At 57.8% G+C, this 20,211-nt stretch carries 18 protein-coding genes and 1 pseudogene; 9 read left to right on the top strand and 10 right to left on the bottom strand.

The features are described 5' to 3' along the window. Positions 1 to 134 precede the first annotated feature (134 nt). Positions 135 to 1,004: pseudogene (locus PYR65_RS05015) on the bottom strand (aldo/keto reductase). Positions 1,005 to 1,233: 229 nt separating this feature from the next. Here PYR65_RS05015 and PYR65_RS05010 point away from each other — a divergent pair. Beyond that, positions 1,234 to 1,773, top strand: a complete 540-nt coding sequence (locus tag PYR65_RS05010; protein WP_276120150.1) for a cupin domain-containing protein — start codon at positions 1,234 to 1,236, stop codon at positions 1,771 to 1,773. Positions 1,774 to 1,965: 192 nt separating this feature from the next. Here the strand turns inward: PYR65_RS05010 and PYR65_RS05005 are convergent, their stop codons facing one another. Next, positions 1,966 to 2,769: a CDP-diacylglycerol diphosphatase gene (locus PYR65_RS05005; protein WP_276120149.1), complete on the bottom strand. Its 804-nt coding sequence runs from the start codon at positions 2,767 to 2,769 to the stop codon at positions 1,966 to 1,968. A 169-nt stretch (positions 2,770 to 2,938) separates the two neighbouring features. On the opposite strand from PYR65_RS05005, the gene PYR65_RS05000 reads away from it, so the two are divergent. Both PYR65_RS05000 and def read left to right on the top strand, forming a co-directional pair. Then, the gene (locus PYR65_RS05000) at positions 2,939 to 3,835 is read left to right on the top strand and encodes an alpha/beta fold hydrolase (protein ID WP_276120148.1); all 897 of its coding nucleotides are present in this window, start codon (positions 2,939 to 2,941) and stop codon (positions 3,833 to 3,835) included. Positions 3,836 to 3,903: 68 nt separating this feature from the next. After that, positions 3,904 to 4,365, top strand: coding sequence for a peptide deformylase (gene def / locus PYR65_RS04995; protein ID WP_276120147.1), 462 nt, complete (start codon positions 3,904 to 3,906; stop codon positions 4,363 to 4,365). A gap of 25 nt (positions 4,366 to 4,390) precedes the next feature. Here def and PYR65_RS04990 read toward each other — a convergent pair whose 3' ends face one another. From PYR65_RS04990 to PYR65_RS04980, 3 genes are read right to left on the bottom strand one after another with little or no spacing between them, the layout of a single operon-like run. After that, positions 4,391 to 5,272 carry an ABC transporter substrate-binding protein gene (locus tag PYR65_RS04990; RefSeq protein ID WP_276120146.1) on the bottom strand — a complete coding sequence of 294 codons (882 nt, stop codon included), beginning with the start codon at positions 5,270 to 5,272 and terminating at the stop codon, positions 4,391 to 4,393. Between the two features lie 53 nt (positions 5,273 to 5,325). Further along, a complete protein-coding gene (locus PYR65_RS04985) occupies positions 5,326 to 6,117 on the bottom strand; it encodes an amino acid ABC transporter ATP-binding protein (RefSeq protein WP_276120145.1) in 792 nt (263 codons plus the stop codon). Next, positions 6,114 to 7,049: an amino acid ABC transporter permease gene (locus PYR65_RS04980; protein ID WP_276120144.1), complete on the bottom strand. Its 936-nt coding sequence runs from the start codon at positions 7,047 to 7,049 to the stop codon at positions 6,114 to 6,116. The genes PYR65_RS04985 and PYR65_RS04980 overlap by 4 nt, the downstream gene beginning before the upstream one ends. Before the next feature lie 244 nt (positions 7,050 to 7,293). Here PYR65_RS04980 and PYR65_RS04975 point away from each other — a divergent pair, with 244 nt between their 5' ends. Further along, a complete protein-coding gene (locus PYR65_RS04975; protein ID WP_276120143.1) occupies positions 7,294 to 8,229 on the top strand; it encodes a LysR family transcriptional regulator in 936 nt (311 codons plus the stop codon). On the opposite strand, the gene PYR65_RS04970 is transcribed toward PYR65_RS04975, so the two are convergent. The 4 genes from PYR65_RS04970 to PYR65_RS04955 all read right to left on the bottom strand — a co-directional run bounded on the left by PYR65_RS04970 (position 8,211) and on the right by PYR65_RS04955 (position 12,328). Further along, positions 8,211 to 9,185 (bottom strand): substrate-binding domain-containing protein, encoded by a 975-nt coding sequence (locus tag PYR65_RS04970; RefSeq protein ID WP_276120142.1) that lies wholly within the window; start codon positions 9,183 to 9,185, stop codon positions 8,211 to 8,213. The genes PYR65_RS04975 and PYR65_RS04970 overlap by 19 nt on opposite strands. Before the next feature lie 9 nt (positions 9,186 to 9,194). Next, positions 9,195 to 9,992, bottom strand: coding sequence for an HpcH/HpaI aldolase family protein (locus PYR65_RS04965; protein WP_276120141.1), 798 nt, complete (start codon positions 9,990 to 9,992; stop codon positions 9,195 to 9,197). A gap of 309 nt (positions 9,993 to 10,301) precedes the next feature. After that, entirely contained in the window at positions 10,302 to 10,757 is a 456-nt protein-coding gene (locus PYR65_RS04960; protein WP_276120140.1) for a RidA family protein, read from the bottom strand. A 74-nt stretch (positions 10,758 to 10,831) separates the two neighbouring features. After that, positions 10,832 to 12,328 (bottom strand): M81 family metallopeptidase, encoded by a 1,497-nt coding sequence (locus PYR65_RS04955; protein ID WP_276120139.1) that lies wholly within the window; start codon positions 12,326 to 12,328, stop codon positions 10,832 to 10,834. Positions 12,329 to 12,534: 206 nt separating this feature from the next. Between PYR65_RS04955 and PYR65_RS04950 the strand changes: the two genes are divergently transcribed. Further along, positions 12,535 to 13,449 (top strand): LysR substrate-binding domain-containing protein, encoded by a 915-nt coding sequence (locus PYR65_RS04950; protein ID WP_276120138.1) that lies wholly within the window; start codon positions 12,535 to 12,537, stop codon positions 13,447 to 13,449. 641 nt (positions 13,450 to 14,090) lie between these two features. Beyond that, complete coding sequence (locus tag PYR65_RS04945) at positions 14,091 to 15,194, top strand: FAD-dependent monooxygenase (protein WP_276120137.1); 1,104 nt, start codon at positions 14,091 to 14,093, stop codon at positions 15,192 to 15,194. A 90-nt stretch (positions 15,195 to 15,284) separates the two neighbouring features. On the opposite strand, the gene PYR65_RS04940 is transcribed toward PYR65_RS04945, so the two are convergent. Beyond that, a complete protein-coding gene (locus tag PYR65_RS04940) occupies positions 15,285 to 16,685 on the bottom strand; it encodes an aminotransferase-like domain-containing protein (RefSeq protein ID WP_276120974.1) in 1,401 nt (466 codons plus the stop codon). Positions 16,686 to 16,812: 127 nt separating this feature from the next. Here PYR65_RS04940 and PYR65_RS04935 point away from each other — a divergent pair, with 127 nt between their 5' ends. Genes PYR65_RS04935 through PYR65_RS04925 form a run of 3 tightly spaced genes read left to right on the top strand, consistent with a single transcriptional unit; the run spans position 16,813 to position 20,204 of the window. Continuing rightward, positions 16,813 to 18,129 (top strand): hydroxymethylglutaryl-CoA reductase, degradative, encoded by a 1,317-nt coding sequence (locus PYR65_RS04935; RefSeq protein WP_407951279.1) that lies wholly within the window; start codon positions 16,813 to 16,815, stop codon positions 18,127 to 18,129. Positions 18,130 to 18,132: 3 nt separating this feature from the next. Next, the gene (locus PYR65_RS04930; RefSeq protein ID WP_276120136.1) at positions 18,133 to 19,149 is read left to right on the top strand and encodes an ABC transporter permease; all 1,017 of its coding nucleotides are present in this window, start codon (positions 18,133 to 18,135) and stop codon (positions 19,147 to 19,149) included. 38 nt (positions 19,150 to 19,187) lie between these two features. Further along, positions 19,188 to 20,204: a sugar ABC transporter substrate-binding protein gene (locus PYR65_RS04925; protein ID WP_276120135.1), complete on the top strand. Its 1,017-nt coding sequence runs from the start codon at positions 19,188 to 19,190 to the stop codon at positions 20,202 to 20,204. Positions 20,205 to 20,211: the final 7 nt, after the last annotated feature.

Genomic DNA, 20,211 nt, shown 5'->3' with positions numbered 1-20,211 from the left:
TTCCCAACTTGGTATCCATACGCCACGGTTTCAAAACGAGTGACGGTTTCCGCTATCCGCTGCTGCACGGCATTTACCACATGCAAACGCTCATTTGCAGGCAAGCACTCCCAAATTCTCCGTTGACTCTGCCCCTACGGTAGTTGGTGTCCGGCCGCGGTGAACAAGCGGTACCACTCCGGCCGCGTCAACCTTAGACCATCGCCGGCCGCCGCCTCTATCAGTCGTCCCGCGTTGGTCGTGCCGACGACAACCTGTATCCCGGCAGGATGGATGGCGATCCATGAAACAGCAATGGCAGCAGGCGTGACACCATACTTCTCGGCCAATTCTTCGAGCGCCAGGTTGAGTTCCGCGTACCGCTCCCGATCGCCGAGAAAGACCCCGTCGTGGGACGCTTGACGAAATGGCGACCAGGCCTGCAGGGTTATGCTGTTCACGCGGCAAAACGGGACAAGCTCGCCATCGCGATCACTCGATTGGGCAGAATCAGCGATGTTGGTGGCCACCCCGAACGCAAGGGACGGAGCATGCGCGATGCTCATCTGGATCTGGTTGACGCTGATCTGCTGCGTGACAGCGGTCTTCAGCAACGATATCTGCCCCGACGTATGGTTGGAGACCCCGAAATGCCGAACTTTTCCGGCTTCGGCCAATGCGTCAAAGGCTGACGCCACCTCTTCCGGTTCGACGAGAGCGTCAGGTCGGTGCAGCAGCAAAAGATCGAGGTACTCTGTCTTCAAGGCTGCCAGCGTCCCATGGACCGAGTCGAGGATGTGCTCTCTGGAAAAGTCGAACTAGCCCGGACGAATGCCGACCTTGCTTTGGAGGATTATCTCTTCGCGCGCTTTCGCCGTGAGCGACAGCGCATCACCGAAACGCGTTTCGCAAAGGTGCGTCTCGCCGCCGTAGATATCTGCATGGTCGAAGGTATTGATCCCGGTGGACCTCGCGGCGTCGAACAGCCCCCTGATTTCCGCATCGCCAAGATCGCCGATGCGCATCATCCCCATGATGACCCCGGACCCTGTCATCTCAGTGTGGCCGATCCCGATCGATCTCATCGCGCATTCTCCCGCTTGCAATATCCAATGTTGTCTTACTGGAACGCCGCAACGTCGGTCAAACCCCGCAGCCCGTTGCAGCTGACACCAACTCCCCCTCCGATGAAATCGTGTTGAAATCGCCGCTTCTTACAACGCGAGCGTCGAACATCATACGGAGTGACACAAAATGCAAAATGTTCTCAAAGCGTTCAAGCGTCGTGAAGCCATCGGATCATCGGTGAACTATATGGGAAGTCTTCTGACCTTCCTCGCCGAAAGCAAGGACACTGGAGGGGCCTTCTCCTTGTTTGAAATCCTGTTGAAGCCAGGCAACGAACCGCCACCCCACATCCACCACAGCGAGGACGAACTGTATTACGTGCTTGAAGGCGAAGCGTCGGTCTACGTAGAGGTCGAAGAATTCGCGGTAAAAGGCGGCGACTGTATTTTCCTTCCGCGAGAGAAGGCGCATGCCTTTATCGTTAAATCTCAACGTTTCCGAATGCTTTTCCTGACCCAGCCCGGAGGAGCAGAGGACTATTTTAGGACAATGACGTCGTCTCCCGCGTCAACTTTGGAGCTTCCCCGAGAGACGCCGACCTACTCCACGGCTGACATTCAAGAGGCGATTAAGCTAGGGACCCAGTATGGCCTCGAGTTTCTCGACCCGGAACGAACAAAGGAGTTGTTGCCTGGATTTCACGAGGCGCTACTGACGCGAGGGTGATATCCCTTCTCCAACTGGGCACGGGCGGGTCTCAGTAGGGTGGTTACCCCGCGCGCCTGTCGTTTCCGAACGATCTGGTAACCCTGCGGGATGAAGGGTGGCCCCATCGGATCATCCCTTTGGCTTAGCTTGCGATCCATTGCATTCGTGGTCCTGCAGCTCCTCCGCCGATGCGAGGTTGAAATCGAACAATCACGTTCGGTCGCAAGCAGGACCACGTCTCCGTCCACCATCGTCAATGGCCAGCGAAAACCTGTCCATCCTGGAGGCGGCCATAGGAACTCCGAAAGCAAGCAGGGAGAACACGCCCACATCCTCGGAGTGCGCTTGCGTTACTCTTTGCGCCCAGTAGTTGTGGCCTTCGAGACCTCCCGGGAATGGCTGCCATATCTGCGAGATGTCGGATTTGGCCGCGACGATCTTTTCCCTGACGTTTTTTTTGATGCACGAAATGTGGATGTGCAGCTGGTTCTGCGTCCGGCCGACCTCGGAGTTGACGGCAAGAATGATCTCGTCATCCGCGAGAGGCTGAGCCTGACCTGTCGAAAGAGCCCAACGGTTGTCCCATGCAAGCTCGAAATAGTTCGGCGTGCCGTTCGCGAGGAGTTCCGCGCTCTCGATCCCGGTGATCTGACGCGTCGGCAGGAGAAGATAGTGCCGATCGCCTTTCCTATCCTCGAGGACGACGTATTCCAGGGCACGGTCGACCTTCACGCAAGGCGGTGTCTCGACCGGCGGGCCAGCGAGGTTACCGAGGCATCGGGTCTCGACGATGGTCCTAAGAGCGTTCGGATCGGGGACGTAGGCCACCCATCCTATTGCGGCCAACACCCCCAAACTGGCGACTGACATGAAAAGTCTTTTCAACATCTCTCCTCTCGGCGCTCGTCGCTTGAAAGAAATCGAACGCATAGGGATCGATCGTTTCGCGTGTATTTTTCGAACCCGGGATTTGATGACATCTGAAATCACGCGCCGTTCGCCCACGCCGATCACGAAAGCGGTGTCTTGCCGTCAAACCCCTCCTCCGTCGGCGATTACGTTTGTAACGGGATTCAACCATCGTCAAATTCGCCTTTAACCGTCCTGCTGGAAACTCCGTCCCTAATTTGGGGAGCAACGCGGTGCTTTTGCCGCAGTCGCTTTCCGCCTGAGGACAGCAAATTTGAAAACGCAGTATTTCGGACTTCACATGCGTGCGTCCGACGCACGAAAAACCGTGAGGCTGTCGGATGGCGTCAGCTTGTCTATGATCGACACCGGGGTTGGCGAGCCTATCGTCATTGTCCCGGAGCAACTGATTGGGCGGTTTGCACGCACAAACCGCGTCATCGCGATCGACATGAGAGGGCACGGCGAGAGTGACGTCCCCGACTTTGGCTATCGCATTTCGCGGTTCGCCGCGGACCTGCAGGAAATTCTACAGCAGCTTGAGGTATCTCATGCCACGCTCTTTGGTCATTCAATGGGCTGCTCGGTCATCTGGTGCTACCTTGAGATCTTCGGTTTCAACCGGGTCTCTAGTCTTATCTTAGCTGACCAAGGCGTGACGCTCGTCGCCGATCCATCGTGGAACACAGGCGAATGTCTCGAAGCCGGGGCGGTATTCACTTCGGAGCAAATGCACGGATTACTCGGCACGCTAAGGTCTGCTGACGGCGAAACCGCGAGCCGGGCGGTCCTTGGCTCGATGGTGTCGGAGAGGTTTCCGGCTGCGGAAATGGAACGGCTGGTGGCGGATAATCTCATTCTCCCGAGAGAGTATGCCGCGAGCCTTCTCCGTGACCACGCATTCAAGGACTGGCGTTATCTGGTCGCACGGATAACCGTTCCGACCCTATGCATCGGAGGAAAGGACAGCGTTGTGCCTTGGCAGGCCATGGCCGAGATCGGCAGGATGATCGAACATTCTCGCACCGTCGTGCTCGCTGACAATAGCTTCAGCAGTCACTTTGCCTTTCTGGAAAGCCCACAGGCATTTGCGGAAGCGATCGAAGACTTCCTCGATGCAAATGCCCTCACCTCAGATAGCAGCATGGCCACGGGCACATCCGATCGCTGATCCCGTCCAAATCCTTCAATTTTACTGAATGTCCCGTGTCTGGCGGGCGAAAACAACTGGAGTTCGAAATGACCATCCTGCAACTCGTCCTTGTTCCGCAGCCGTTACTCAGAGATCAATCCATCGCGGTCGATATGATAGACGCGAGCATAAAAGAGCTGGCGGCGGACATGTTGGAAACCATGTACAACTCGGGTGGCGTAGGACTGGCAGCAGTACAGATCGGCGTTCTGAAGCGCTTGATAGTAATCGACCTGGCTCGGAAGGACGAAGAAAAGAGCCCGTTGGTTATGGTAAACCCCGAGTTTATGGCCACGTCAGCGCAACGGGCCACGTTTCGCGAAGGATGTCTATCGATCCCGGGGGTTATGGAAGACGTGGAAAGACCGACAGGTGTGACGGTCTCCTATATCGATCTTTACGGTGTCCAGCAGACGCTCGAGGCTGAGGGAATACTTGCAACCTGCGTACAGCACGAAATCGATCACCTCAACGGCGTGCTGTTCACCGATCACGTTGATATGTGGTGACACGCTGCGACGGGGCGTTCGCTGACTACTTAGCCAGGTTGATCCCCGGCGCTTTGATCATGTTTCCATCCAGGCCCCATTTTTTCATGATCAGGGCGTAGGTGCCATTGTCGAACAACTCCTGGAAGCCGCTTAGCAGAGCTGCGCTCAGGGCGGAGTCTTTGGGGGCGATCGCGCCTTGGTAGATATCGCCGAATCCGTTCGGGAGGTTGGCGGCCGCCAATGCCAGCTGGTTCTGTGACTTCTCGACAAAGTAGGTCAACGGAGCCTGCCCCGAGAAGAACCCGTCCGTGCGACCTGAGCGAACCGAAAGAATCGACGCGTTCTGATCGGGAAACGACTGGACAGACACTGGCTTTCCCTGGGTTTCGCATTCCTCTGCCTTGGTCTTCAGGACGCGTTCGGCGGACCCAGCCGCCATGACTGCGATCTTCAAGCCGCAGACGTCGTCCAGTGTTCCGATATTTTTGGGGTTTCCGTGGGGAACGGCGAATGCGACGTACTCCTTCACCCAATCGATGTAGTCGGTCTTTGCCCGGCGATCGGGGAAGTCGCCGCTGGGACCGATCGCCATGTCGAAACGCCCCGCCTGAAAACCAGCCAACATGGCGGCGAGACCGCTTACAGTCTGATGGTGGATTTCCACCCCGTAGAGTTCGCCCAACGCGGTGGCGAACTCGGCGCTTGCCCCTTCCAGGGTTGTTGGACTGATCACGATCTCATAGGGCGGGTAGGAACCCCAGTTGACCGCGACAATGTAGCCCTTCTCCTTGATGTTTTCAGGAAGCATAGCGCGCAGTTTTTCGTTCATGGCCTGTCGCGGGATGGCGTCTTCGGCAATGGCTGTCTGCATCCCGGTGACCAAAAAAGCGATGACCGCCGCCGACGTGAGTAGATTTCGTAACATGTGCCTGTTCCCTTTGCTTTCTTGTTTGCATGTGCGCTAACGATGATCTGTTTTCAGATGAAGCGGTTCAGGAAGGTCCTTGTCCGCTGGTGCTGCGGGTCGACGAGGACCTCGCTCGGGATGCCCTGCTCGACGATCTTTCCCCCGTCCATAAAAACAACCCTGTCGGCTGCCTCTTTTGCGAAACCTATTTCGTGGGTGACGACGATCATGGTCATCCCCTCGTTTGTCAGATCGCGCATGACAGACAGGACCTCGCCCACGAGTTCGGGATCGAGAGCCGAGGTCGGCTCGTCGAACAACATCAGTTTCGGCCGTATCGCCAAGGCTCTGGCAATTGCCACGCGCTGTTGCTGGCCGCCGGAAAGCTGGCGCGGATAGACATGGGCTTTCTCGCCGAGACCGACGCGCCGCAACAGCGCGTGTGCGAAATCCTCGGCGTCGGCACGTTTCTCCTTGTAAACCCCGATGGGCGCTTCGGTGATGTTTTCGAGGACCGTGAGGTGGGGGTAGAGATTGAACTGCTGGAACACCATCCCGATACCCTTGCGCTGCCGCGCCAGAACGGCGGGCGACGCGTGGTACACCTTGCCGCCGCGAACCTCGTAGCCAACCTGAACGTCGCCGACGCGAATTGCGCCTTTCTGCGGCTGCTCGAGATGATTTATGCACCTGAGGAATGTGGATTTTCCGGAACCTGAAGGGCCAAGAATGACGATGGTCTCACCACGACGGACGTCCAGATCTATCCCTTTCAATACTTCCAACGGACCGTAGGACTTGTGCACGTTTACGGCCTGGACCAAGGTGTTGACCGTGTCGTGCGGAAAATTCTCCATGTTCATCGCATGTCCTCCGTCGCGAGTGCTGGGTTCGTATCCTGATCCGGCGTCCTCCGTGACCCACGCCCATAGTACGCCTCGATCCTGGACTGTCCGACATTGAGGACGGATGTCACGAGGAGATACCAGACCACGGCGACCAGAAGCAGCGGGATGATCTCAAAGGTTCGGTTATAGATGGACTGCACGGAATAGAGCAGATCGTTCATGGCGATCACGCTGACCAGGGATGTACCCTTGATCAAGCTTATGAACTGGTTCCCCGTCGGCGGAATAATCGATCTCATAGCCTGAGGTATGATGATGCGGCGTAGCGCGCGTGAGCGTGTCATCCCGAAAGCCTGTGCGGTTTCGCTTTGCCCGGTGTCGACGGACAGCAACCCTCCGCGTATGATTTCCGCCATATACGCGGCTTCGTTCAAGGCGAGCCCCACCACGGCCGCTGTCAGCGGGGTGATGACCGTATTAGTGTCCCAGCTGACGATCGTCGGGCCAAAGGGGATAGCGATAGACAGGTTGGGAAAGAGGGTCGCCAGGTTGTACCAGAATATCAACTGCACAAGCATCGGCGTGCCGCGGAAAAACCATATATAAAGCCCGGCAAATGCTTGCGCCAATCGGCTGTTCGACAGCCTTGCGATCGCGAGCAGAAGTCCGATTGCAGTGCCGATTACCATCGCGGCTACAGCGAGGCCAAGCGTGACCGTAAGACCCTGCAAAACGGAATGGTCGAAAAGCCACTGCCAAACGACATTCCATTCCAGGCTGGGGTTGGTGATGATCAGCCAGGTGATCTGTGCCGCCAGGAGAATTGCAACCAGTGTCAGAAACCATCTGACTGGTCTCGGACGTTCTGCCGCTCCCGCGACGTCGAAAACAGCAAGACCATTACGGTCCTGGGTGCTAGGCTCGCTTATTCGGCTGCCGAAAACCATGGTCTCATCCTCCAACCTTACCCGGTGTCCTTGCCCGATGATCATCTTCAGCCACGAAGCGACATTGGCGCAATTTCATTAGATTAGTTTGCCCGCAGATTTGAAAGGCCAAATGCTTTACCGCCACATAGACTGAAGCTATACCATTGAGACCGCAGTGGACGTCTGGATGGCAGGGCGTAGCGCAACGTTGTTGGTCCGGCAGCACCGACCGCACTTTAGATCGCAGTAGAAGGATCCGACGATGGCAGTGGTTTCTGCACTAGGAAATCTTAGTCTGCGCCAGCTCGAGGTCTTCTATGCCGTTGTCGAAGCCGGAAGCGTTACCGCGGCGGCGGAAAGTCTTCGCGTCTCCCAACCTACCGTAAGCGCGATGTTGAAACGGATCGAGGATCAGCTTGGCCTTGCCCTGTTTCGAAAGGACCGCGGAAGGCTTGTTCCCACCAACGAAGGCATGGTGCTTCACGGGGCCCTGCAAAGAAACTTCAAGTACCTGCAATCCGTCTCGGACGCGATCTCGATTATCCAGAAGAACGTTTCGCAGATTCTGAGCATTGCTAGCATCCCTCCTCTGGGAAACGGCGTGGTCGCCGATGCGATGCGCTCCTTTTTGGCCGAACGACCGGACGCGCGGGTACACTTGCTCGTCAGACCGCGGAGGGTAGTCTACGATTCCGTTGCTACAGGTGGGGTCGATCTCGGTATTTCTTTCAGGACCGGAGAGGCTGAACAGGAAGGCCTCCGTACGGAGCAAGTGACCTCAGGACGCATATTCTGCATCATGCCAAAAGGACATCCGCTTGAAAGCCAGGAGTTCGTTCACCAGGACGACCTTCACCACCATGCCTTGGTTTCCTATCCACCTGGCCATCAATGGCTGATGGCGCAGTTTGAAAAAACCCTGGTGGACGGACGTACCCGCCCCGACCAGATTTTGACTGTGGACAGCGTGACCGCCGTCTATCCGCATGTCGAAAACGGCGTCGGCATAGCAATCGTCGATGAATACTCGCTCATGTACCACTCGAAAGAACGCATTTCGGCGCGTCCTTTCGTGCCGCCGATCGATGTCGCCATAGAACTGAACTATCCCGACAGAAAACCGTCTCAGCTCACACAGGTTTTCGTCGAGCACTTCAAAGCGGTCTGCGCGAAACTGGGTCAGGCCGCCGCGATCTGATTGAACTTAGCGAACAGGGCTTCGGGATCGGCCGCCTTGGCGACCAGTTTCTGCTCCAGCTGCTCGACACACATCGATGCGAGCATATGCCTGTGCGACGGTGACTTTGTTCCGAACGGCATGAGGTCATCCGGGAACTGTTTGACCAACGTCTCGGCTTCCTCGATCGCCCACGGAGACGCGTCTCCGTAATTCTTTGTTTTGGCCCACCAGAGCTGCCAGGATTTCACCAGGGCTTCGTACAAGGCGAGCACCAGTTCGGGAGACGTTTCCGCCAATGAACGATGGACCGCCACAATATGGAAGGCGGGATAGACACCAGTTCTTTCGTGGTAAGCGACTTCGGCCTGCCTGAAATCCGGAATCAGTCTTCGAAACTCGCCGTCATCCTCGTAGATTGAATTCGGCACGAAAGCCGTGGTGACCGCGTCGAGAGTTCCCTTCCTGAGGCCCTCCAGCAGGTTTTCGTCCTCGGCCAGCCGCTTCGAATTCTCAGGCGGCGGGACGTCAAGGGGTGTCGGAGGCTTTACCTTGACCGTTTCGTCGAGGTTGCCGATCACCCAATGCACGCCGCTCAAATCGACGCCTGCTTCACGCAAAGCTGCCCTGGCCCACATGGTTCCGGTATCGCTCCAGGAATTCGTCCCGATCCTGGCTTCCGCCAGCTCATCGAGCTGGGTGATGGGAGAGCTCCTGTGCACGATATAGTTTCGATGCCGAAACCCCCTCAAAACGAAAGCGGGCAGTCCCACGAGCGTGTCGTCGCCCTTGGCTCGTGCGAGCACATAGCGGTTGAACGAAATCTCCCGCGCATGGAAACCGCCTGTAAAATCGTCGGACAGGGGAGAGCGGAAATCGACGTCTACTTTGTATCCGGGAACCTCCGCGGCGCCGATAATTAGCGGATTGAACTGATCGTATGGACGAAGAGCGAGCTTGATCTGTTTAACTGACATGGCTGTATCCTAAGACCTTTTGAACGGGCCGCTTGATGCGGTAGCCTGGAAGCTGGAGACGTCCGAAAGACACGCCGCGCGGAGCCTAGTTGAATCGCTGCCTGTCGCGATCATTTGGTAGCCGCGCGTGTAGGCCTTTTCCAAGTCCATGTCCGGCCTCAGCACGGACCCGAGGGGAACGCCCGCCGCTTTACTGCAGACTTCAATCTTGTCTATCAGCGCAACGACTTCGGGATGATCCATTTCGCCCATTCTTCCAGCCGACGCAGAGAGATCGTAGGGTCCCACGAAGATCATATCGACACCCTGCACCGCTGCGATTTCCGCGGCGTTCTCGACACCCTCGACGGTCTCGATCTGGCAGATCACAAGTACGTTGTCGTTGGCGGTCCGCGCATATTCTTTGGCGAGGGCACCAAATCCCGAAGCCCTGATCGTCCCCGGTGCAGCACCGCGCGATCCCATCGGCGGATATAATGCGGCTGCGACGACGGCTTTCGCTTCGGCAGCGGTGTTGATACCGGGAACCACGACACCCTCGGCACCCAGATCCAGAACCCGTCTGATGTAGTTGGCATCTTGACCCGGAACGCGTACCAGGGATGTCGCCGGGCTGCCGGAAAGCACCTGCAGCTGGTAACCGAGCATACCCAGATCGCCAACCCCGTGCTCGTGGTCGATAATGACAAAGTCGAAACCCGCATGAGCCATGACTTCGGTAGCAAAGCTGCTGGCAAACACATTCCAGCTCCCAAACACGATCTCGCCGTTTTTCAAGCGAGTTTTCAGGCGGTTCGATCTGTACATGGCTTCATCCATTTGTGCGGGTGGCAGACTGTCCGCTAACGTTAAGCGCCAAACGAAACCGTCGAAATCGAAATGATATGCGGGCTGCATAGCTTGCGGCTATGCGGTGACGCGACCAGTCGATGCCGACGCCGATAGGCGTGGTTGAAGAACGGCATGAACCATCGGTGCCGTTGCCATGTGGGTATCGCCCACGACAAAAACCGATGGCCACAATGCCCGACGCCGATAGAGCTCCGAGTTCGTTGTCGATAAAGAAGTGTACATAGGGCTACGGGACACTCCTTGCAGAGCGGCCCGAACAACCTGTCATTCAAACCCGACGATCAGCTCGATCTCGACACATGAGCCGAGGGGCAGGCGTGCGACACCGAACGCGCTTCTGGCATGCGGTCCGATGCCTTGGAACACCGCTGCGAAAAAGTCGCTCGCGCCGTTTGCGACAATATGCTGGCTTTCGAAATCGGCCGCTGAAGCCACCATCGCGGTCAGCTTGACGATCTTTTTCACCCTATCAAGATCTTCAATCGTCGCATGCATGGTCGAGACGAGATCCACTGCAACGGCGCGCGCGGCCTGTTGTCCCACCTCCGTGGAAATATCATCTCCAAGACGACCCTTCCAAATCTGGCCGGCTCGGCGGGCGAGATGCCCTGACAGATAAAGCAGGTTCCCATGCTTCACAAAGGGGGCATAGGAAGCAGCCGGGGCGGTCATCGCGCCAAGTTCCACTCCCAGCTCTTCCAATCGCTTGTACACACTCATTTCGATATCTCCTGGAGTTGAAACGCGGTGGAAGGCTGGAAGGCAGCCGGCGAGCCGACCGCTACGACAGGCTGCTACTTTGCTGGCCCGGCAAACTCGGCACCGTTGGGCTCGAGCCGCATTCCTTCTTTCAACTTCGTCCAAGGAAGTGCGGCCGGGTTTGCGTGGAACGGACCGGGCGACTCGACAACGATGATTTCCTCGGCGATCGCAGTGAAATCGGCCCGGAAATGGACGGAGCTCTTGTTCACGAGAATGCTCATCTTTTCAGGTTCGATCCCCACGGCCCGGTACATGTTGCGGTCAAGGAGCTGAGCTTTGTTCGAGGTCACGACGATGCTCACGCCGTCGATGACAAGACGTGCCGACGGCCCAAGATTAGCCTGCTTGCCGTTCATCATCGGTCCGCCATAAACCAGCTTGCCGTCAGAAAGGCTTTCGACTTTGAAGGTCGCGACAAGCGGCGTGTCGCCGGGGACCTGCGCACAGCCGCCGAGTGGTACTTCGATCTCAGCTCCAACGCCTGCGGCGTGCGCCGCCGCAGCGGCTTTAGGGTCGCACATGAGCCCGAGCGCAGCGTTGGTGGCCCCGTTCCTGATCAAGGCCTTGAGTATCGCGGTCGTATTGGAGTTGCCGCCCACGCCTGGGTTGTCCTGGGTGTCGGCGAGGATCACGGGCTTGCTGGATTTTTTCGCCACCTCGATCGCGTGGAGGACGGCGTCGTCAGGCTGTTCGAACTCGACGCTCCAGTTGGCTTCGGACTCCAGAACGCGTTGGTAGAGCGCATCGACGGCCTTGTTCACCTTGTCCGCATCGTGGTCGTATCCCCAGACCGTCGGACCGCATTCGGAAAAGTCGGATGCCGGAAAGCCAGGGGCAAAGGACAGGGAAACGACATCCTTTTCGAGCTCATCGAGATAGTCATATGTGCCGCGTGCTGGCTGAAGCATTGTAGACATGGCGTTTACGGGAATGAGGAACGGCAGTCGTCTCCTTGCCAGCTGCAACGGCTTCTTGTCCGCCATCAGCCCAAGAAGGAGTACGGCAGCACGGACCCCGGTCTCTGCCATGTCGACGTGGGGATATGTCCGGTATGCGACGACAGCGTCAGCCTGATCCCAAAGCAGGTCGGTTACGTTTGCGTGCGAGTCGAGGGACACGACGATTTTCATGGCGGGCCCGACGATCGCCCTGACGCGCGATACCAGTTCACCTTCCCCGTCGTCGAGGTCTTCGGTGATCTGCGCACCATGGAGATCGAGGTAAATCGCGTCATAGGTGAGCGTCTTCACGGCCTCCAGTATCTCGCCGCCGATTCGCTCGTATGCATCGGTGGTGGTGTGAGCGGACGCGCCCGCACCAGCCCAGATCACCGGAATGACATCGTGGCCGAGCGCTCGTACGTGATTGATGAAACCGCCGATCGGGATGTTGACGTCGGCCAACTTCAAAACGTCCTCGCCCCTGACCAGAGAAGGGAAATCCTCGCCTTTCACGAAGCTGTCGTAGGTGGCCTTGGTCGGGGCGAACGTGTTCGTTTCGTGCTGAAACCCGGCAATCAGGATGTTCATGTCTAATTCCTCTTCAATGTGATGAGGGCGCGGATAACCGTTCTCGGAATCGCGAGCTCATCGTCGTGTTCAAAGTGATCTGAAGGTCCGTCTAGGGCTTCGCCTATCTTCGGAGCGCTTCACTAACCCCGATGATAGCCTTGACAGGCGTTCCATCAATAGCAATGTTGGTGGCGAAGTGTTGTCCTTTGAGCAACGGAGAGAGTGTGAGGGATATCAACCAGTCTCGGCTGAAATATTTCGAGGCGGTTTTCAGTCAGAAGTCCGTCCGCGGTGCCGCGGACATTCTCAACACGGCTCCCTCAGTCGTCACCCGGCAGATCACGTTGCTCGAAGAGGAACTCGGCCTCGTCCTTTTCGAGCGTCAAACAAGGGGTATGAAGCCAAACGAAGCTGCCATCCATGTCATGGACTACTGGCGCAGTTGCCGGGCCCATAGGGAGCGGCTCACCGAACGGCTGGATGCCATCGACAAACTGGACGAAGGCTCGGTCAGGATCGTGCTGAGCGAGGGCTATGTCGATCACCTGGTCAGTCAGGTCATCGGACCTTTCTGCTCCGAGCATCCCAAACTAAATGTCGCTGTCGATGCCCTGCCCGTCTCTGAAATCATGTCTGAAATCGCCGATGACAGCGCCCACATCGGATTGGCCTACAATCCCCAGGCCGATGCTAGGATCAGCTTTGTGGCGACGGTCGCCGCGCCTGCAAAACTTCTTGTCCGAGCTGCCCATCCGCTGACGAACGTTTCGGCGGCGGATTTGGTAGAGAAACTGAGGGAATTCCCCATTGCGCTGATGCCGCCCGGATATGGAGTGGCCCAACTGGTGGAAGCACTTGAATATTCCCAGCACATCAAGTTCCGATCGGCGTTCACCAGCAGCTCCATCGTCGCACTGAAACAGTATGTAAGATCGACAGAAGGGGTCGCGTTCATGGGCACGGGTGTCGCTGTCGCGTCGGAATTGGCCAACGGCGAACTTGTCCTGCTCGACATCGATCATCCACTATGTACTGCGGCAAAGCTGCGGCTTCTCGTGAGACGCGGCCGTCCTCTTCCACCAGCCGCAAGCCGCTTGCTCGCCAACATAAAGACACGCCTCCTGTCGTTCGGGGGCTAGCGGCTTCTAAAGCGAGTGTCGTTTTCATCCGGAGCCAGGCAAACCGTCCGTGTTCGTTGGAGTGCCGAGCGGGACCAGGTCGATAATGAGAATCTCCAGCGCTTGGCCCCCTGAGCTTGTTCCCTGATGCCATTGGTCGACAGACTCGACGGCAAACTCTCCCGCAATCAGCCGCTTGGTCAGATTGGCGTCTTCGTTGAAGACCGTCAGCTCACCTGCCAAAACAAAGCCGAAAGGGATAAGGGTGGCGATGTACGGTCAGCTGATCACCCCGGCCGGCCTTAAACATCGTCGCGACGACCTCCACGTCCCCTCCGGGCAACGCGATCTTTTGCCCTGTCATGGTGACTGCGGTTCGAGCTATCTCGCTAGCAAAGATATCCATATGCTCCTTCCATCCGTTGCTGTTTTGATGTCTTACATTCCCGGTTGTTCCCTCGATTTCAAAAGGGCGTTCATCGATTACAGCTGTAGCGATGGGCGAAAACGTCGGCGGCATGTCATCGAAAGCTGTCTTGCGAGATGTCGCTCTTTTGCAATTGCAACACGTTAGTCTGCTTTTGAAGCGACGCCGCAATACAGTTCGGATAGGCGAATGGCGTACAGGAAGCTGGCGCAAGCCGAACTCAGGGAGACGCGGTTTGAAAGTACTTATCGTTGGAGCTGGAATTGCGGGGCTGGCCGCTGCCAGGGCTTTCGAGATGCGCGGCTATCACCCCGAGATAGTCGAACGGCAGACGGCGTCCCCGACAGCCGGACAAAGCATCTTCCTTCTTGGCAACGCCATGCGGGCTTTGGAAAACCTGGGTCTGCAGGATCAGGTCTCGAAAGTGTCATTTCCCATACAGACTCAAACGATTTTTTCCTCCAGGGGAAAACTGCTCAATCATGTGCAGACCCCATCGGTTTGGGATACCTGTGGACCGTGTGTAGCGGTGACGCGCCCGTCGTTGATGGAACTCATGCGAAACTCCCTGATCAGCACGCGGATCGATTTTGGCACTACGGTCATGCGAACGGTGTTGCGCCGCGATAAGCGGGAGGTCTATTTTTCAGACGGGCGCGTGTCCGACTTCGACCTCGTCATTGGAGCCGACGGCGTTCGATCGTCAATACGCGCCGCATCCTTTACCCTTGCTGCCCCGCGCTCGGTAGGCCTCTCGGCCTGGCGTCTTCTGACCGACAACCGCTACCAGATCACTGGATGGACCGCGATGCTGGGATCCGGCCGTACCCTGCTTGCGATACCGCTCCCCAATGCCAAACTCTACATCTACGCCGACTGTCCGACGAGAGAGTTTGGCAGCGGGTCTATTGAGCAGCTGAAGAGGTTGTTCGCGGGCTTTGCCCCTCCGCTGGGTCATATTGTTGCAGACATCTCCGATGGGGCTGACGCCCACCGTGCGGAAATCGAGGAGGTTCCCTACCGCGACCACGCTGCCGAACGCTTGGTATTAATAGGAGATGCCGCGCACGCTTCATCGCCCAGCATGGCACAGGGCGCGGCGATGGCGATGGAAGACGCCATCGTACTCGCCGCCTGTCTGTCGCGAAAGCAGACTGTGGAAAGGGCGATCTCTCAGTTTGGCGAGCTCAGGAAGCGCCGGGTCGATTGGGTGCAAAAACAGTCCAACGCGCGTGACAAGCTTCGTGGTGCTCCCGATGTCGTTCGCAACATGTTGCTTCGCACCTTAGGGACAAAACTCTATCACCGCTCGTACGATATGCTCGTCGAGCCCTTATAAACGCGGTGCTTGGACTGGATCCGTCAATGGATCGAGCCAATCGCAGCGCACATTACGGGTGCATCATAAGCCAGCATTGACTGACGCGCCCTAGCTCAATTTGCGGAGAAGAAAATCATAAAATCGCGGGTCGTCAGCACGAGAGACATTTAGCCGGATAGCTCGCGACAGAGGATTCTTCTTGTCGACGCAGAATACGCTGCCGGGCGCAATGAAGATGCCCTCTTTCGCTCCGTCGCGGGCAAGCCCGATATCATCTACACCTTCGGGTAGAAGAAGGTAGAGGTAGTAGCCGCCGATCGTGCTGGAAAAAATCTGGCAACCCGTCTTCGCGAGGCTCGCCTGCACCCGCTGCGAGGCGACCGCAACTCGTTGCATCAATCGCTTGAGGTGACGGTCGTAATGGCCATCCGTCAGCAGACGGTACAGCAGGCGCTCGATATGTCCGGAACTGTTCACCGTCGTCAGCATTTTTAACTCTGCGAGCGCGCTGATGGTCGTGCCGCGGGCGGCAACGAACCCTGAGCGCAAGCTGGCCGAAAGCGTTTTGGAGAATGTCCCGACCGAGATCACGTTGTTGAGTTGATCGAGCGTTGCCAACCTGTTTGTCATCGCCATCGGCAGGTCCGCAAAAGGGTCGTCCTCGACGATGGTCAGATTGGCGTTGCGGGCGGCTGTCAGGATCGCGTGCGCAACCGGAAGCGTGATCGAGCCACCAGTTGGATTGTGTCCAAGCGACTGCGTAAAAAACAGCTTCGGCCGTCTCGTGCCCAGTTTGGCGACGAAGTCTTCGACGTCCGGACCGTCTGGATTCCGTTGGACACCGATCATCCTGACCTGTGCAAGCGTCAACTTTGCGAAAAGGGGATAATAACCGGGATCGTCGACGAGCACCGTATCGCCCGGCGATAGCATTCCGCGGATGATAAGGTCGAGCGCGTGATTGGCTCCGAACGTCATCAGGATGTTGTCTTCGCTCGCCTGAATTTGCTGGGAGCCCAGATGCCGAGCGATCTGCTGGCGCAGTGGCAGGAAACCCAGCGCGGAACCGTAAGCATCCGCATCCTCTTCGTTAAATTGGGCGCGGCCTTGGGCACCAAGGTGGCGTTTGATCTCGGATTGTTCCGTCCACGACGCCGGGGGGCGGCCATCGCCAACGCGGATTTCGAACCTCTGATCGAGTTGCGCACTTAGTAAGGAAGCGATATCGACGGCCTCCGAGACATGCCTGGGACGAGATCGGTCGTCAGCCGAAGCGACTGCCTTTACCACAAAGCCGGAACCGACCCGGGCCGCCAGGTGACCGGATGCGACCAATCTGTCATAGGCCTCGACAACGGTATTTTTGGAAACCCCGAATTCAACGGCGGCTTTCCGGATCGACGCCAGCCGAGTGCCCGGCGGCTTGATGCCTCGAGCGAATTCATCCGTAAGTCGGGCAACCAGAGAATCCGCCAGTGTATCGGCCCGCCCGCGGCTTCCATGATCCATCGTCACGCGCCTCGCCTCCTTTTTAGGGTACAATTTCACACGATATGTCGAAATTGTACCTTTTAATCACGATAGCAAGATGATCATCTGTCGTTCAAGAGGAAACTGGACTGCATGGGAGGCGGCCTTGGCCGAAGTGGAGAAGAGCGGGACCCGTCCCGCCGTGAATTCGCGTCTTGAAAACCTGCGCAATCTTGCGCCGTCCGAAAGACTGGACCGCGTAGCGAGCGCGACATCCCTGAGCGATATTGAAAGAAACACGTTTGCGGGCGGTGGGCTTCCGCTAACACTTGCGAACGGCATGATCGAAAACGTCATCGGCACTTTCGAGCTCCCGATCGGCATCGCCACCAATTTCACGGTCAATGGCCGCGACTACCTCGTTCCTATGGCAGTCGAAGAACCTTCCGTCGTCGCCGCCGCGTCTTTCATGGCGCGGATCGTACGTGACTGCGGCGGGTTTCAGACATCGAGCACCGGTCCGATCATGCGGGCCCAAATCCAGGTCCTGGAGCTGAGCGACCCCCACGGAGCACGGGCACGGGTTCTAAGGGAGCGCGACGCCATTATCGCGGCTGCGAACGCCCGTGACAAAATTCTCATTTCACTGGGCGGCGGCTGTAAGGACATCGAAGTCCATGTCTTCGAAAAGACCGCCGTCGGTGCAATGATCGCGGTCCACCTCCTCGTGGACGTGCGCGACGCAATGGGTGCCAACACCGTGAACACCATGGCCGAAACGGTGGCACCGATGATCGAAGCCATCACAGGTGGCGTGGTACGCTTGCGCATCCTTTCTAACTACGCCGATCTGCGGCTCGCCCGCGCCATGGTGTCCGTCACGCCGCAGGCTCTGAAGACGAAGGAATACGAGGGCGAGCGCATTGCCCGCGGCATCGTCGAGGCCTGCGCTTTCGCACTGGTCGACCCCTACCGCGCAGCTACCCACAACAAGGGGATCATGAACGGCATCGATCCGGTCGTTGTGGCGACAGGCAACGACTGGCGTGCGATCGAGGCAGGCGCACATGTCTGGGCCGCTAGGTCAGGTCGCTATACCTCTCTGACGAACTGGGAAATTGACGGCAAGGGCAATCTGGTCGGAACTCTTGAAATGCCGATGGCACTCGGCCTCGTCGGCGGGGCGACGAAGACGCATCCGGCGGCGCGCGCCGCACTGAAAATCCTCGGCGTTCAAAGCGCGCAGGAACTCGCGGAAGTCACCGTCGCCGTAGGTCTCGCCCAGAACATGGCGGCTCTGCGCGCGCTTGCCAGCGAAGGCATCCAGAAAGGCCATATGGCGCTTCATGCGCGCAACATCGCCATCGTCGCTGGTGCGGAGGGTGACGAGATCGAGACAATCGCATCGGCGCTCGCCGCCAATCACGATGTCCGCGTCGATCGTGCCAAAGAACTGCTGGACGAAATGCGGGGCGGAGCCTGAACCATGAGTCTCTCGGGAAACACGGACGGGACAGACCGCACGCCTTTCTTCGCGAAGCTGTTGCGAAGCCAGGAGGGGATCGTATTTTCGCTGGCGATCGTCGCCTTCGTGCTGTTTTCCGTGTTGCTTCCTAGTTTTTTCACAACGGGCAATCTGCTGGTCCTGGTCCGTAGCGTTTCCATCCTTGGAATTCTGGCGCTCGGCATGGCTCTGGTCGTCATCGCACGCGGCATCGACATCTCGATGATCGCCATCATGGTGGTGTCGGTCTCCTGGGCGTTCGTCATTGCACGCGCGGGATATCCGTTCGAGGTTGCCCTTGTGATTGGAGCCGTGTTTGCCGTTGTGGCCGGGATGATCATCGGCGCGCTAATCGCGTTCGGTGACGTACCGCCGATCTTCGCGACGCTTGCCGCAGGATCGGTGATCTACGGAACCGGGCGGACGTTTTTCTTCACGCTCGAAATGCAAAACGTGCCGCCGGGCAACGACTGGTTCAGCGTCATCGGCCAGGGAAACGTGTTCGGCATTCCCGTGACGATCATCGCCTTTGCTATCCTGTGCGTGGTGTTTCAATTTCTGCTCAGTCGTACCCGCTTTGGCTGGACGCTGTATGCCATGGGCGACAACCCGAGCGCCGCGCGCGTGACCGGGATGCCCACCCGCCCTATGACCGTCGCGCAATACGCGATCAGCGCCATGGTGGCGTACGTCGCGGGTCTCATACTCGCGTCCTCGGCTGCTGCGATCAATGCGCGCCTGTTCAATTCCACCATGATCTATGACATCCTTCTCGTCGTGGTGCTGGGCGGCGTCGGGCTTAACGGCGGCCACGGTTCCGTCCGCAACGTCATTCTCGGGACGGTCTTCGTCGGCATCCTGCTGAACGGCATGACTATTCTTAACATCGACTACACGATCCAGAACCTCGTCAAGGGCGTTGTGCTGCTCTTGGCGATCGTGGTCGATTCCATCGTCAACCCCCGCGACGAACAGACGTCGCAACAGGGGGATCTGTAACTACATCGTCTATCCATTGTTCAATCTGGGAGGAGAACATGAAAACATCGTTTGTGAAGAGAGCGGTACTCGCAACCGCAATGCTGGCCGCGGGCCTCGGCTGGGCTACGGCGCAGGACAAGGGCCTCGAAAACCCGCGTAGCACCGCGTTCCACACCGCGCTGAAAGACAAAACCGTTGTCTTCGTGCCGCTGTCGATGGGTTTCGACTTGACCGAGGGCTGGGCCGCGCAGATGCGCAAGCAGGCCGACAGGCTCGGATACAAGTTCGAGGTCCGCGATCCGGCCTGGAGCACGGATGCGGGCGCAAAGGCGATCCAGTCGCTGATCACCGAAAAGCCTGACCTGATGGTTATCCATAATCCGGACATCCAGTCCTATGCGCGCCTGCTGAAACAGGCACAGGCGGCGGGCATCAAGATCGTGCAGATCAATCTGGAGTCCAACACGACGACGGATTCCTATGTCGGGGCAGACTGGACCGAAATCGGCGTGAAGGCAGCTGAAGCGGTCGCCGCCAAATGCGACGCTGGCAAGGGTATCTCGACCAAGGTGGCCATTGATACCGGTGTGCCGACGGCAGCCTCCGATGTCTTCCAGCTCGACGGTATCTATCGCGTTCTGAAAGAGCATCCGGACATTCAGGTCGTTTCGCAGCAGGCAACCGAATACAATCCTGAAAAAGCCCGCTCAATCATGTCCACCGTGCTTCAGCAGCATCCGGATCTCTGCGGCGCAATCGGTATCTGGGACAACCAGGACACGGGTACGGCTTCCGCCATCAAGGAAGCGGGCAAAAGCGATCAGGTCTTCCTCGTCACGTCAGGCGGCGGAAACAGGGTTGGATGCGAGAATGTCGAGAACGGTCTCTTCAACCTCTACATCAGCTATAACGTGCCGCTCCAGGGGGACTTACTCAACCAGGAGATCGTTCGGCTTCTGACCTCCGAGGGAACAGCGGGAGAAGTCCAGACCATGTACTTCAATCCGCTAACCCTTATTACCAAAGCCAATGTCAACCAGCGCAACTGCTGGACACTCGACGAACTGAAGTAAAGCGAGC

This window comes from Pararhizobium qamdonense (assembly GCF_029277445.1).
In the GTDB taxonomy this organism is placed as follows: domain Bacteria; phylum Pseudomonadota; class Alphaproteobacteria; order Rhizobiales; family Rhizobiaceae; genus Pararhizobium; species Pararhizobium qamdonense.
This window is presented reverse-complemented; position numbering and strand designations above follow the sequence as displayed.